At 63.8% G+C, this 13,943-nt stretch carries 14 protein-coding genes; 9 read left to right on the top strand and 5 right to left on the bottom strand.

Annotated elements, in window-relative coordinates; all coding sequences use genetic code 11:
* Window positions 1–3: 3 nt before the first annotated feature.
* A complete protein-coding gene (locus tag AC1TQG_RS09375) occupies window positions 4–888 on the bottom strand; it encodes a LysR family transcriptional regulator (protein WP_482136646.1) in 885 nt (294 codons plus the stop codon).
* 39 nt (window positions 889–927) lie between these two features.
* Here AC1TQG_RS09375 and AC1TQG_RS09370 point away from each other — a divergent pair, with 39 nt between their 5' ends.
* Entirely contained in the window at window positions 928–2,229 is a 1,302-nt protein-coding gene (locus AC1TQG_RS09370; RefSeq protein ID WP_482136645.1) for an MFS transporter, read from the top strand.
* Here the strand turns inward: AC1TQG_RS09370 and AC1TQG_RS09365 are convergent.
* Both AC1TQG_RS09365 and AC1TQG_RS09360 read right to left on the bottom strand, forming a co-directional pair.
* Complete coding sequence (locus AC1TQG_RS09365) at window positions 2,165–3,280, bottom strand: HPP family protein (protein WP_482137305.1); 1,116 nt, start codon at window positions 3,278–3,280, stop codon at window positions 2,165–2,167. The genes AC1TQG_RS09370 and AC1TQG_RS09365 overlap by 65 nt on opposite strands.
* A gap of 134 nt (window positions 3,281–3,414) precedes the next feature.
* Window positions 3,415–4,155: an SDR family oxidoreductase gene (locus tag AC1TQG_RS09360; protein ID WP_482136644.1), complete on the bottom strand. Its 741-nt coding sequence runs from the start codon at window positions 4,153–4,155 to the stop codon at window positions 3,415–3,417.
* A 141-nt stretch (window positions 4,156–4,296) separates the two neighbouring features.
* Between AC1TQG_RS09360 and AC1TQG_RS09355 the strand changes: the two genes are divergently transcribed.
* Together AC1TQG_RS09355 and AC1TQG_RS09350 are read left to right on the top strand one after the other, a co-directional pair.
* Window positions 4,297–4,806 carry a TetR/AcrR family transcriptional regulator gene (locus AC1TQG_RS09355; protein ID WP_482136643.1) on the top strand — a complete coding sequence of 170 codons (510 nt, stop codon included), beginning with the start codon at window positions 4,297–4,299 and terminating at the stop codon, window positions 4,804–4,806.
* A gap of 463 nt (window positions 4,807–5,269) precedes the next feature.
* Window positions 5,270–6,286 carry a serine hydrolase domain-containing protein gene (locus AC1TQG_RS09350; RefSeq protein WP_482136642.1) on the top strand — a complete coding sequence of 339 codons (1,017 nt, stop codon included), beginning with the start codon at window positions 5,270–5,272 and terminating at the stop codon, window positions 6,284–6,286.
* Between the two features lie 18 nt (window positions 6,287–6,304).
* On the opposite strand, the gene AC1TQG_RS09345 is transcribed toward AC1TQG_RS09350, so the two are convergent.
* Both AC1TQG_RS09345 and exaC read right to left on the bottom strand, forming a co-directional pair.
* Entirely contained in the window at window positions 6,305–6,715 is a 411-nt protein-coding gene (locus tag AC1TQG_RS09345) for a DUF779 domain-containing protein (RefSeq protein ID WP_482136641.1), read from the bottom strand.
* 53 nt (window positions 6,716–6,768) lie between these two features.
* Window positions 6,769–8,292: an acetaldehyde dehydrogenase ExaC gene (gene exaC / locus AC1TQG_RS09340; RefSeq protein ID WP_482136640.1), complete on the bottom strand. Its 1,524-nt coding sequence runs from the start codon at window positions 8,290–8,292 to the stop codon at window positions 6,769–6,771.
* A 167-nt stretch (window positions 8,293–8,459) separates the two neighbouring features.
* On the opposite strand from exaC, the gene AC1TQG_RS09335 reads away from it, so the two are divergent.
* The 6 genes from AC1TQG_RS09335 to AC1TQG_RS09310 all read left to right on the top strand — a co-directional run bounded on the left by AC1TQG_RS09335 (window position 8,460) and on the right by AC1TQG_RS09310 (window position 13,915).
* The gene (locus tag AC1TQG_RS09335; protein ID WP_482136639.1) at window positions 8,460–9,107 is read left to right on the top strand and encodes a hypothetical protein; all 648 of its coding nucleotides are present in this window, start codon (window positions 8,460–8,462) and stop codon (window positions 9,105–9,107) included.
* A 50-nt stretch (window positions 9,108–9,157) separates the two neighbouring features.
* Entirely contained in the window at window positions 9,158–10,336 is a 1,179-nt protein-coding gene (locus tag AC1TQG_RS09330; RefSeq protein ID WP_482136638.1) for an alkaline phosphatase family protein, read from the top strand.
* Between the two features lie 17 nt (window positions 10,337–10,353).
* On the top strand, window positions 10,354–11,154 hold the full coding sequence (locus AC1TQG_RS09325) for a UbiA family prenyltransferase (RefSeq protein ID WP_482136637.1): 801 nt from the start codon (window positions 10,354–10,356) through the stop codon (window positions 11,152–11,154).
* A gap of 42 nt (window positions 11,155–11,196) precedes the next feature.
* Complete coding sequence (locus AC1TQG_RS09320) at window positions 11,197–11,868, top strand: alpha/beta hydrolase family protein (protein ID WP_482136636.1); 672 nt, start codon at window positions 11,197–11,199, stop codon at window positions 11,866–11,868.
* Window positions 11,869–12,021: 153 nt separating this feature from the next.
* On the top strand, window positions 12,022–12,762 hold the full coding sequence (locus AC1TQG_RS09315) for a glucose 1-dehydrogenase (RefSeq protein WP_482136635.1): 741 nt from the start codon (window positions 12,022–12,024) through the stop codon (window positions 12,760–12,762).
* Between the two features lie 58 nt (window positions 12,763–12,820).
* A complete protein-coding gene (locus AC1TQG_RS09310) occupies window positions 12,821–13,915 on the top strand; it encodes an NAD(P)H-dependent amine dehydrogenase family protein (protein ID WP_482136634.1) in 1,095 nt (364 codons plus the stop codon).
* Window positions 13,916–13,943: the final 28 nt, after the last annotated feature.

Below are 13,943 nucleotides of genomic sequence, written 5' to 3'. Positions count from 1 at the left end.
CGATCAGGCGTCCGCCGATCTCGCCCACTCGGTGACGAAGTCCCGAAATCGAGAAGCCGCCGGACTCATTGCGCTGTCGCGTTTCCAGATCAGCCCCACCTCGCGCGACGTCTCTTCACCGACGAAGGGGATGAGAACCACACCCGGGGGCAGCTGGGGATTGCCCTCGACCGGAAGAATGGCCACCCCCAATCCGGCGGCCACCAGGCCTGCAACCGTCCCGAGCTCAGTGGTCTCAAAGGTGATGTTGGGCCGGAAATCGGCGTCGGCACAGAGCTCTTCGAGGATCCGCCGCATTCCGTACCCCTGCGCCACTGTGATGAACGACTCCTCGCTCGCCTCGACGACGGTTATCTCGTCGCGCACCGCCAGCGGGTGGTCCGCCGGCACCGCAAGTGCCAACCGCTGGCGCATGATCAGCGACCACCCGACTTCGGTGGTGAGCGGACGCGGCGACACGACGGCCATGTCCGCGGGCCCGGTGAGCACACGCTCGATCACCGGATCGGCGGCGCCCTGCGTAAGCGTGAACGCCACCCTGGACGGCCGTTCGCGGCGGAAGTCGCCAATCAGGCTGGGTACCAGCCAGACTCCGAACGAGTGCAGAAATGCCAGGTCGATCGACCCTTCGACCGGGTCGGCCAACTGGGCGATCTCATACTTCGCGGTATCCATCTCTGCGACAGCACGACGAAGGTGGCGAAGGTAGATCTCGCCGAACGCATTGAGTTGCAGCCGTTTGGCGTGCCGATCGAACAGTGCCACCCCGACCTCGCGCTCGAGGCGACCGAGCATTCGAGACAAAGTCGGCTGGGCCAAATGGAGCCGACGGGCCGCGGCCGAGACGTTCTGTAGTTCGGCAAGCGTGATGAACCAGTCCGCAGCCATCCGTCCTCCTTATGCACTTCGCGCATTAGCCATCATCATATGATTCATTTCCTATTGAATCGAACACATGGAACCGTAGACACAGTGAGCGCATCCGACACATCCGTCCCACAGTCCGAAGTGCAGCCTGCGGGATATCGTCTCGGTGAGCCGGGCTATCGGCGAGCCTCCTTGGCCCTCTTTTCAGCCGGAACGGCGACCTTCATGACCCTCTACTACGTGCAGGGTCTGCTCCCGATTTTCTCGGAGCACTACGGTGTTTCGCCGGCCACGTCTGCTCTGGCGATCTCGGTCAGTACAGGTCTGCTGGCCATCGCCATCATCCCGGCCAGTGTCTTGTCCGAACGTTTCGGCCGGGTGCGGGTGATGTCGATTTCAGCGGTGAGCGCCGCCCTACTGGGACTTGTGCTGCCCTGGAGTCCGACGTTCGAGATCTTGCTTACCGGCCGGGCAGTCCAGGGTTTGTTGTGCGCAGGGGTTCCCGCAGTCGCGATGGCCTACCTTGCCGAAGAGATCGATGGGCGTGCCCTTGGCACAGCGATGGGAACCTACGTCGCGGGCAACACGATCGGCGGTTTGACCGGGCGGATGATCCCCACCCTGGCGATCGACATCACCGCCTGGCAGTGGGCGCTACAGTTGGCATCTCTCGTGGCACTGGGATTCGCGGTGGCGTTCATCAAACTGGTCCCGGAGTCGAATAACTTCGTTCCCCAACGGGTTTCGCTACGCAAGACGCTTCGCAACCTGGCCGTCCACCTGCGTGACACACCCCTACTATGTCTGTACGGTCTGGCGTTTGTTCTGATGGGCGGGTTTGTGACCGTCTACAACTTCCTCGGATATCGGCTGATCGCCAGTCCGTTCAACCTGCCGGTGATCTTGGCCGGACTGGTCTTCACCCTGTATTTGTCCGGAACGATCTCGTCCGCCGTCGCCGGGCGGATGGCCGATTCCTGGGGCAGGCGCCGAGTGCTGGTCATCGCCATCGGCGTCATGATCACCGGCCTGGCATTGAGCCTGCCGGACTGGCTGCCGACGATCCTGATCGGTATATCCCTTTTCACGGCAGGCTTTTTCGCCGCACATTCGGTGGCGAGCGCCTGGGTCGGTGCGCGCGCCACGCAACACCGTGGCGAGGCGTCATCCCTGTACGTGCTCAGCTACTACATCGGGGCTTCCCTGGTTGGGGCGCTGGGCGGTCTTGCCTATACGGCCGGGGGTTGGGCAGCAGTGGCCGGCTACGTCGCGGCATTCCTGATGGTCGGCGTCATCCTCACAGCGGCACTTGTCCGATCAGGGTCTGCCGTGCCAGAGCCGCGATCAAGTCGGTCTGGGTGACGATGCCGACGAGTGCCCTGCCATCGAGGACCGGCACTGCCTCGCAACCACTCTCGGACAGCCACGGCAGCATTGCAGCGACCGGTGTCGTCGGTGACGCGACGGCCGGTTCGACCGCCATGAGGTCGCGCGCTCTGATCACCTCCCCACGGCGATCTGCCCACCGCAACGTCGGCTTCCCGAATCCTCCGCGCGCTTCCGGATCCTGGAGCCGAACTATCAAGTGAATCTGAAAGACGACCCCGAGGAATCCGCCGCCGTGATCCACCACCGGCAATGACGTGAACCCGTGCAGCCGAAACAGTTCCGCAAGATCATCGAGCGTTGCATCCGGCGGCACGGTCACCAGGTCGCGAGACATGACGTCGTCGGCCTTCAACGGCCCGGTTCGATGACTCGCGGCCTGTAGTTCTGCCGCGCCGATCAACCGGGCAAGGTCGGCGACACCGAGGTTCAGCGTCTGCCGGTAGTGCTGAAGGATTCCGGACAGCTCGTCTTCGCTGAGACCAAGTCTTTCCGCGGGTGGCGGAGCTGCATCGAACTGCCGGAACGGATAGTGCCTTCCGGTCGCACGTCCATACGCCGCCGCAAGGACCACGAGTAGGACGGTACCGGCGGCGACTGGCGCGAGAGCGAACCGAAATCCCAGGGCATCAACGGCATCCGGGGACAACGCGGCCGTCATCGCGACCGCGCCTGCAGGCGGGTGCACCGCGCGCACCAAGATCATTGCGGCCACCGCCAGCCCGACGGCAAGCGCGATCCGCAACGTCACATCAGGTACCAGCAGGGTCACGGCGACACCGACAACCGCGGAGATCGTATTACCGACAACCGCGGGCCACGGTTGCGCCAGTGGACTACTCGGCGCCGCGAACACCAGAACGGCTGTCGCACCGAACGGCGCAATCATGTACAGCCCGAGCTCTTGATCCACACCCGGCACCAGTAGCAGCAACCCGACCACACCCAGGCCGATCAAGATGCCGAGTCCCGCCCGAAACATCTCGCGCGGTTGACCAGCGGCAGCAGAAGGGCCCAAACCACGCATCACCGAGTGGAACGTGACCGGCCGGAGCGCGGTCACTGCTTATCCTGTATCACTGCTCAACGTTCCTTCCGGGGTGCTGCGGGCAGAATATGCGACCGCCAACGCGCCACTGGAAGGGCCCTTGGTTGTAGCTCCTAGGCTTGCAACGTCGGACGAAGGACGATGTCGCCGATCTCCACCTCTCTCGGTTGCTCGATGGCAAAAGCGATGGCTCGGGCGACTGCCGCCGGGTCGAGACCGAAGTCACTCATACTCCGTCTGATCTGTGCCCGCACTTCGTCGTTGCTGATCGAATCGGCGAGTTCGGTGCTGACCATGCCCGGTGAGATCGATGTTGTCCTCAGTACGCCGTCTGTCGATTCCTGTCGAAGCGCCTCGAGTAGAGTCCGGACCGCATTCTTAGTGCCTGCGTATACCGCCTGATTCGGGACGATCTTCAGACCGGACGTCGACACCGTTGTCACGAGATGGCCTTCTCCCTGGTCCCGAAAGACCGGCAATGCAGCCGCGATTCCGTGCAGCACACCTCGAACGTTCACGTCGATCATTGCTGACCAACCCTCGACATCGAGGTCGGCGACCGGCCCGATTTTGCTGATACCCGCGTTGCTCACCAGGACATCAAGGCGGCCGTATTCCTCAACCGCCCGCGCGACAAGACGTTTGAGATCGTCCGGCACGGTCACATCCGTTGCGCAGGCAATCGCACGACCGCCTCGATCATTGATGTCGTCCACAATCCTCGCCAGCCGGTCGACACGACGGGCGCCGAGCACAACTGCTGCTCCACGCTCGGCAAGCAGGCGCGCAGTGGACTCCCCTATGCCACTGCTCGCGCCGGTTATCGCAACAACTTTGCCGCGCAGATCTGACATAAAAGAACTCCCTCACTCGTAGCGGACACGTGTCCGCTTAGGTGAGTTCACGGTAGCGGACATGTGTCCGCTTAGCCAGTCGAGTACGGTTGGGACCCGATGACCTCCTCCCGCCGAAGAGCCGACGCAACCGAGAACCGCATGCGCATCATCGATGCCGCGCGGGAGTTCATCGCAACCTCAGATGAGTTACAACTCAACGCAATCGCCAAGCAGGCCGGGGTCGGCCAGGGCACGCTCTATCGACACTTCCCGACCAGAGAAGATCTGCTCACCGAGGTTTACCGCGTCGAGGTCGAACAGCTGGTCGCCGCTGCACCGGCACTCCTGACCGAGAACGAGCCGACCGTGGCCTTGGCACTGTGGTTCGACCGGGTCGCCGACTACGCCCAGATCAAACGGTGGATTTTCGCAGCCGTGGAAGTGGCTGTTTGGCAAGACCTTTCAGCGCACAGCCTCGGGCCGATCGGTAAAGCAGTGACGCTGCTCCTCGACGCAGGCAAGGCCGACGGAAGTATCCGGCCCGACGTGGACGCCCGCGACGTCATACTGCTGATCGGCTACCTCACCCGCCTCGAGGCATCCGAATGGCAAACTCGCGCACGCCATCTACTCACTGTTGTGCTCGACGGCCTGCGCCCGCCTCGTTGAGACATCGTCGAACCGACGCGGCGGGCAGGCGTCGAGCCAGTCCGGCAACTTTATATCCGCTTCGAGCCGATGCCACTTCACAGAAGGAGCTATTCGGCTCCCAACCGTACAGTGATGCAGCACACTTGGGACCTGTTGTGTGGCAGGAAGAACGACAGAACTGACTGTTTGTTTCAATCTCGTTTGCGTAGGTAAGGATCTGGTTAACAGGGGCAATCTCGGCTCCGGCCCGCCCTAGAATCAGCGAGTCCGTCGACCAATCGTCCAAAGGTGTCAAGTGAAGTCTGTCCAACACAAGGTACTGGTACCTGTTCTCGCTGTGGCCCTTTCCAGTACAATTGCGCTCTCCGCATCAATTGCTGCTCCGGCCCTGGCCGACACGTCCAGCACCCCGGGCTGGCTTGGCTCTCTCGGATCCACCGGATCTACCGGATCTACCGGATCCTCGGCAAACGACTCGTATGTGGCTGTCGCACAGCGGATCAACGCTGCCTTGATCAAGCAAGGCATTCCCGGCGCCCAAGTCATCTATTCGGATCGCGGCTCCGAGCGTGCTTTCAACTACGGGGTGTCGAGCGTTGCCACTGGCAGCCCGGTGACTTCCAATACGGTATTCGAAGCGGCGTCGCTGACGAAGGTGGTGGCCTCGTACGTCGTGCTCCAGCTGGTGGACGAGGGCGTACTCGATCTCGACCGACCGCTGTCGGACTATTTCGACTATCCGCGGATCGCGGCAGACCCGGTCGCCAAACGGATCACCGGGAGAATGGTGATGACACACACCTCCGGTCTGCCGAACTGGGCGACCGGGCCGTCGAGTGCAGAGTTCGAAACCACGCCGGTGAGCACCATTTTCGAGCCCGGAACCCAGTGGTCGTACTCCGGAGAGGGCTTCTACTACCTACAGAAGACCGTAGAGTCGCTGACCGGGACACCCTTCGAACAACTGGTCCGGAAGCGGGTCTTCGACCGGTTCGGGATGAAAGGCAGCGACCTCGTCACCAACCCAGCCTTCGACACGGTCACGTCCGTCGGCCACACCGCGGACGGCACCCCGAAACCCGTCCGAAACTTCCCCCGGGCGAACGTCGCGTACACCCTGCGGACCACGGCGACCGACTACAACAAGTTCATCCGCGGCGCGCTCCTCGGGGGCGAAGGGCTCACACCCGGCACCCGCGACATGATGTTCACCGCGGCGGGTAGCGCCGACCACGGCGGCAGCGACAAGGAAGCGATCGACCACGTCAAGTGGGGGCTCGGTATCGGGCTGCAAACCAACGAACTCGGGGACGCGATCTGGCACTGGGGTGACAACGGCGCATACAAGGCCTTTTTCATCGCGTACCCCGCGACCGGACGCAGCGTGATGATCATGACCAACAGTGAAAACGGCTTGAACGCAGTCGATGACGTCGTCCACGAGTTCTTTGGCCCGAACACGATGTACGCAACGAGATGGATCAAAGAAGCCGAATAGATGGCGTAACCTCGTCGCTCAGGTGACGTCGGCGCCCGTGCGCGGTGGGCAGGCGTCGAGCCAGGTGTTCTCGGCTTCGTCGAAGACCCTGGAGCGGGCCAGGAAACGAACGCCTTCGGGTGCCTCGAGGCTGAATCCGGCACCACGTCCGGGCACGACGTCGAGGATGAGCTGGGTGTGTTTCCACAGTTCGTACTGGTCACCCTGGATCCAGACCCGCACCGCAGGCAGCGGTTCCGGGAGTTCGATCTCGCCGAGCAGCACGTCTCTGCTGCCGACACGAAACTCCCCTACCGGGTAACACATGGGCGCGCTGCCGTCACAACATCCACCGGACTGGTGGATCATGAGGCCGCCGTGGAGCTCCGACAGCTTGGTCAACAGCTCCACGGCGGATTCAGTCGCGACGACTCGATCAGTAGGAGTCATCACAGATCACTTTCTGACGAAATAGCTTGTTGCGCTTGGTGATACCTGGTGGATCAGAAGAATCCCTTGGCATCCTGAGCGTAACCCACCAGCAGGTTCTTGGTCTGCTGATAGTGCTCGAGCATCATCAGATGATTCTCGCGGCCGATGCCGGACTGCTTGTAGCCGCCGAAGGCCGCGTGTGCCGGGTAGTCGTGGTAGGTGTTGGTCCACACCCGACCGGCCTGGATCTCGCGTCCTGCGCGGTAGGCGGTGGCACCATCACGCGTCCACACGCCGGCGCCGAGTCCGTACAGCGTGTCGTTGGCGATCGACATCGCGTCGGCGTAGTCGGAGAACTTGGTCACCGACAACACCGGACCGAAGATCTCCTCCTGGAAGATCCGCATCCGGTTGGTTCCGGCGAAGATGGTCGGCTGGATATAGTAGCCATCCGCGAGATCGCCTTCGAGGGTGACGGTTTCGCCGCCGGTCAAGACTTTGGCGCCCTCCTCCTTGCCGATCGCGAGGTATGAGGCGATCTTCTCGAACTGATCGTTCGACGCCTGCGCACCCATCATGGTGTCGGTGTCGAGCGGATTGCCCTGCTTGATCTTCTTCGTCCGTTCCACCGCGAGGTCGATGAAGTCGTCGTAGATCGATTCCTGGATCAGCGCCCGACTCGGGCACGTGCACACCTCGCCCTGGTTGAGGGCGAACATGGTGAAACCCTCCAGTGCGCGGTTCCGGAAACCGTCGTCCTCCGCCATCACATCGGCGAAGAAGATGTTGGGGCTCTTGCCACCGAGCTCCAGGGTCACCGGGATGATGTTCTCCGAGGCGTACTGCATGATCAGGCGTCCGGTGGTGGTCTCGCCGGTGAACGCGATCTTGCGGATGCGGTTGCTCGAGGCCAGCGGCTTGCCCGCCTCCACACCGAATCCGTTGACGATGTTCAGCACACCGGCGGGCAGCAGGTCCTTGATCAGTTCGACGAGGAACAGGATCGAGGCAGGCGTCTGCTCGGCAGGCTTGAGGACCACCGCGTTGCCTGCGGCCAGCGCGGGAGCCAGCTTCCAGACGGCCATGAGGATCGGGAAGTTCCACGGGATGATCTGGCCGACAACGCCCAGCGGCTCGTGGAAGTGATAGGCAACGGTGTCTTCGTCGATCTGGGAGAGCGAACCCTGCTGCGCGCGCAACGCGCCTGCGAAGTAGCGGAAGTGATCGATGGCCAGCGGAATGTCGGCGGCAAGTGTTTCGCGAACGGCCTTGCCGTTGTCCCACGACTCCGCGACAGCGATCTTCTCGAGGTTCTCTTCCATCCGGTCCGCGATGCGGAGCAGGGCCAGCGACCGCTCGGCGACCGAGGTCTTGCCCCACGCGGGAGCAGCCTTGTGGGCCGCATCGAGAGCAAGGTCGATGTCCTCGGACGTCGACCGGGCAACCTCACAGAATGTCTTGCCGTTGACCGGTGACGGGTTCTCGAAGTACTGCCCCTTGACCGGCGGCGTCCACTGGCCACCGATCCAATTCTCGTACCGTGATTCGTAGTTCATCACGGCGCCGGGTGTTCCGGGGTTGGCATAAACGGTCATGCTGAGCTCCTCTTCGCCTGGTTGCCTACGGGTGAGCGACGCGCAGCGTTCGGCCACCCGTGTGACCTACAACACACACTACGAGTGCTTCCGTTGCATCCGGGTTGCAACCACGATCTTCGGTGCTCAGAGCCTCTTTTTCCGCCACACCGGCTAGTCTGATTCACGTGATCCGCCACTCAGCACGCACCGAATGCTGGGGGTTTGCGATCGGGTCGACGCTCTTCGCATTGGGCTCGGCGCCCGGATTTGCCGACTGGGCCGGATCGACGGTGTCCAACAGCTCCTTTTTTGTCGGCTCGTGGTTCTTCACGTTCGCCGCGTTCGTCCAGCTTCAACTCTGCGGACGCTTGCGAGGTGCTGCGCGACCCATTGCCGGGTCGCAGCGGGCCGGACGAGACGTCCACATCTCCGAATGGTTGTCCGCCGCGGTGCAGCTGGTCGGCACCGTTGCCTTCAACATCAGTACCGGCGCGGCCTTGGTTGTGCACACGATCGTCGACCAGGACCAGTTCGTCTGGCGGCCGGACGTCTACGGCTCGATCGCCTTCCTCATCAGCTCGGGACTGGCCGTCTACGCCATACGCCTCTATCGGCGACGCGACGAACCCGACGCACCCGGCTGGTCGGCGACGATCCTGAACACCGTCGGCTCGATCGCGTTCGGCTTCTCCGCGGTCGGCGCATACGTGGACGCCTCGGGCGAGCCGATCGCGCCACTGCTCGACCAGGGCGGCACCTTCATCGGCGCGCTGTGCTTCCTCGCCGCATCCCTCATCTCACTGCCGCGAGGCACATCCTCGACGTCGCGGTGACGCACCGCCGTGCCCACCGCATCATCGCGCACACGTTAGCGTGATCGACGATGAGTGATCTCGATCCGCGCCACAGCCTGCCGCCCCTGTCCGCCGTCCTCGAATCGATGGCGGCTTCCCTCGGTGCCGCCGACCTCGACAACCACCTGAAGATGGTGCCCGCGCAATCCGCGACACTGCTGCTGATCGACGGGCTCGGTGCGGAACTGGTTGCCGCGCACCCACGCGATGCGCCCCATCTCAATGCCGCGGCGATGGACAACTCCACCACCGTGGCGGCCGGATTTCCCGCCACCACCGCGGTCAGCCTCACGAGCCTGTCCACCGGACGCGCGGCGGGCACGCACGGCATCTTCGGGTACACCTTCCGCGCGGGCGGCGGCGGACTCAAACCCGAAGCGCCGATCCTCAACTCGCTGCGCTGGTGCGTCCACGGCCACTACGACCACGGACTAACCAAAACGGTTGTCCCCGAGGAATTTCAACCCACCACAACGATTTTCGAGAAGTGCCGGGCACAGGGTTTCACCACGCGGCAGATCGTGCCCGCACTGCATGTCGATTCCGGATTGTCGCGGGCGGCGCTGCGCGGAGCCGACAAGATGATCGTGGCCGAGCATCTGGACGACCTGCGCGCTGCGATCCTCGCCGAGATGTCGACGTCCGCAACGACACTCGGCTACGCCTACTACGGCGGACTCGATCTGGCCGGACACCTCGACGGCCCGGGCTCACCATCGTGGCGTGAGCAGCTGCGCCAGATCGACACCATGGTCGGTCAACTCGCGGAGCAGTTGCCTGCGGGTCGCACTCTCGTCATCACCGGCGATCACGGCATGGTCAACACAGCGCAGGGGCGTTTCGACATCGATCTGCATCCCGAACTCACCGCGGGCACCACCGCCATCGCCGGAGAAGCCCGGGTACGCCACGTGTACACCGAGGACGGGGCCGCAGGTGACGTCCAGATCGCCTGGCAGAGCATGCTCGCCGACAGGGCGACCGTGCTGAGCCGCGACGACGCGATCGATGCCGGCTGGTTCGGTCCCTCGGTCCGCGGCAATGTTCGCGTCAGGATCGGAGACGTGGTCGCCGCGGCCCGCGGCGATACCGCCATGATCCGCTCGGTCGTCGAACCGTTCGAGTCGATGCTTGTCGGCAACCACGGTTCGTGGGACAGTGCCGAGCAACTGGTCCCCGCGATCGTGATCCGCGGCCTCGGCCGATAGACGGAAAGGTGCAGCCCATGGCGACGAAACCGGTGGCCGCACTGCTGGCGGCCGGGCACGTGGTCCCATCGGCAGCGGTGACGCTGCTGACCGCGGCGCTCGGTGTTGCCGTCGGCCTGGATGTGGGCTCGCTTGTCGTGTTGACGGTCGCCCTGTTCAGCGGCCAGCTCCTCATCGGCTGGAGCAACGATCTCATCGACCTCGACCGGGACCGGCAGGTCGGACGGACAGAGAAACCACTGGTGTCCGGAGATCTGAGCCTGGCGACCGCGAGATCGGCCGTCGCGGTGGCAGCTGTCGTTTGCGTGGTGGCCTCGATGGCATGCGGGTTGGCGGCAGGCACGGTGCACCTGGTGTTCGGCGTCGGCTCTGCCCTGGCCTACAACTTCGGGCTCAAGTCGACGGTCATGTCATGGCTCCCCTATTTCGTCGCCTTCGGTTCATTGCCGGTGATCGTCACGTTGACCGCGGACCCGAATGACCTGCCCCCGCTGTGGATGGTCGCGGTCAGTGGACTGCTCGGGGTCGGCGGCCACCTGCTCAACGTCGCACCCGACCTCGGCGACGACGACGCCACCGGCGTTCGGGGACTGCCCCACGTCCTGGGTGCCCGACGCATCCCGTACGTCGCGGCGGTCCTGCTCGTCGGAGCTACTGCCATCGCAGTGGTCGCGAACTCGCAGCTGGCGTGGATGTGGGCGGGACTCGGGGTGGTGGTCATCATCGCGCTCGCGACGATGCGGGGGCCCGGCCGCGCTCCGCTCTACGGTGCCATCGCCATTGCCGCGGTCGATGTCATCATGCTGGTGCTGGCCTGAGGTTTCGCCTCGAACCGCTTGGCAGTCGGGCAGACTCGGGGGATGGAGACCATCGAATACGCGCCAAGCCGCTTGGCAGATGTGTTCGGCGCACCGGATTCGCAAACGGTGTTGCTCTGGCACGGAATGCAAACCGACGCACGGGCCGCGGTGCGGCCGCTCGCCGAACTCGTGGCGGATCGCGGTTTTCATGTCATCGCACCCGACTGGAACTCACACGCCGCGGACAACGGCCGGGCGGCTCTGCTCGCCTCGGCGCACTTCGCGGCGAACCGGAACAACGGCCCCGGTGACTCCGACGGCATCGTCCTCGTCGGTTGGTCTCTCGGTGGTCTGGCGGCCGCGAGTCTGACCATCCACGCCGGCGATTTCGATCTCCGGATCCTTCGAACGATCTGCCTGGCCGGTGCCTTCATGGCCACGGACCCGATCACCGGCGAGCACCTGCCGAAAGAACCCCCGCAGTCCGCACAGCGGGTGCCGTTCACCCTGCTACAGGGCGTGCGCGACGACGCCGTACCGCCGGCAGCAAGCCGAAAGTTCGCGGCGACACTCGAAAGGTGGCGGTGGCCGGTCGAATTGGTCGAACTCGACGCCGATCACGGATCCATCGCCGGTGCCGCCTACGACGCCGCTGCCGATCGCTACGTCGCAACCGACGACCCCGGGTCGCTGGCGCTGGCCGCCGAGATCGCTGCTCGCATCGCCCGGTGATGTGAGTACCGCCGAGCATTAGAGGTCGAGCGAGTTGTTCGCCCTGTCCACATCTCCGCCCCGCCTCGGAACCACACCTGGCCGCTTGATGCGAACAGCAGTTCAGACGAAAGTCTGGACACGTGTCCGACGATGCAGGTAGCGTGTCGCCCCATGGGACGCGTGGACGGAAAAGTTGCAATCATCAGTGGCGGCGCTCGCGGGATGGGTGCCTCGCATGCACGCCTCCTCGTCGCCGAAGGCGCAAAGGTCGTGATCGGCGACATCCTGGACGACGAGGGCAAGGCGTTGGCCGACGAGCTCGGCGACGCAGCGCGCTATGTCCACCTCGATGTGTCGCAGTTTGATCAGTGGGAAGCCGCGGTCGGCACTGCTGTCGGCGAGTTCGGCAAGCTGAACGTACTGGTCAACAACGCCGGTATCGCCAACGGCAGTTCCATCCAGGGCTTCAGGCACGACAAGTGGCAGAAGATCATCGACGTCAATCTGACGGGCACGTTCTTCGGGATCCAGGCGTCGACGGATCCGATGATCGCCGCCGGTGGCGGGTCGATGATCAATGTCTCGTCGATCGAGGGCCTCCGCGGAGCACCATGGGCCCACGGTTACGTCGCCACGAAATGGGCCGTCCGTGGGCTCGCGAAATCGGTTGCGCTGGAACTGGCTCCACACAACATCCGGGTCAATTCGTTGCATCCCGGGTTGATTCGGACGCCCATGACGGAGAAGTTCCCAGATGACCTGGTGACCATCCCGCTCGGCCGACCGGGCACGTCAAACGAGATCTCGACGTTCGTCTTGTTCCTTGCGAGCGACGAATCGTCTTATGCGACCGGCACCGAATTCGTCGTGGACGGCGGACTGGTGACGGACGTCCCACACAAAACCCTGTAAGGGATCAGCGGCACGTCTGTGTCGACCATCGTTCGCACCAGGTTACGAGGAAACTTCGATGTCCGTTCGCGTCGCCCACATCGGCACCGGCAATGTTGGTCGCCTGGCTTTGACCCAGCTCATCGAGAGCCCGGACTACGAACTCACCGCGGTGGGTGTCTCCACGGAGTCCAAGGTGGGTAAAGACGCCGGCGAATTGGCCGGTCTCGAGATCACCACCGGCATCACCGCGGTGGGCGACATCGACGCGGTGCTGGCAACGAAGCCCGACTGCGTTGTGTACTGCGCGATGGGCGACACCCGTACCGGCGATGCACTCAGGGACTGCCAGAAGATCCTCGAAGCCGGCGTCGATGTTGTCGGTTCGGCGCCGGTGATCTTGCAGTACCCGTGGCAGCTGCTGCCCGACAAGAACATCGACCGGGTCCAGGCATCGGCGCAACGAGGCAACTCCAGCATTTTCATCACGGGCGTCGATCCCGGCTTCGCCAACGACTTGATCCCACTCGCGCTGGCCGGCACCTGCCAAAGGATCGAGCAGGTCCGCGTCATGGAGATCGCCGACTACGCCACCTACGACGGCGCGATCGTGATGTTCGATGTGATGGGATTCGGAAAACCTCTCGACGAGCTCCCGATCCTCTTTCAGCCCGGCATCCTCGGTTTCACCTGGGGCACAACGATTCGCCAGCTCGCGGCCGGTCTGGGCATCGAGGTCGACGAGATCACCGAGAACTTCGAGCTGGAACCCGCGCCCGAGGCGTTCGACGTTGCCGTCGGACGGATCGAGAAGGGGACGGTCGCCGCCATGCGTTTCGAGATCCACGGCAAGGTCGACGGGCACTCCGCCATCGTCGTCGAACACGTCACCAGACTGCGTGACGACCTTCGTCCCGACTGGGCACGACCCGCGCAGGAGGGCGGTTCCTACCGGGTGGAGATCACCGGCGAGCCCAACTACACCGTGGACATCTGCCCGACCAGCATCAAAGGCGACCACAACCACGCCGCGATTGTTGCTGCTGCCGGCCGCATCGTGAACGCCATCCCCGCCGTAATCGCCGCAGATCCCGGCATCCGCACCACACTGGATCTGCCGCTCGTCACCGGACGCGGACTCTACGTCGGTCAGTCCACCGACATCACCAGATGACGCGATACCGGCGCTTAACCGCCGCAGG

The organism is Williamsia sp. Y844 (assembly GCF_056786475.1).
Note: the sequence above shows the minus strand (reverse complement) of the source record. Positions and strands in the feature narration are given on the sequence as shown.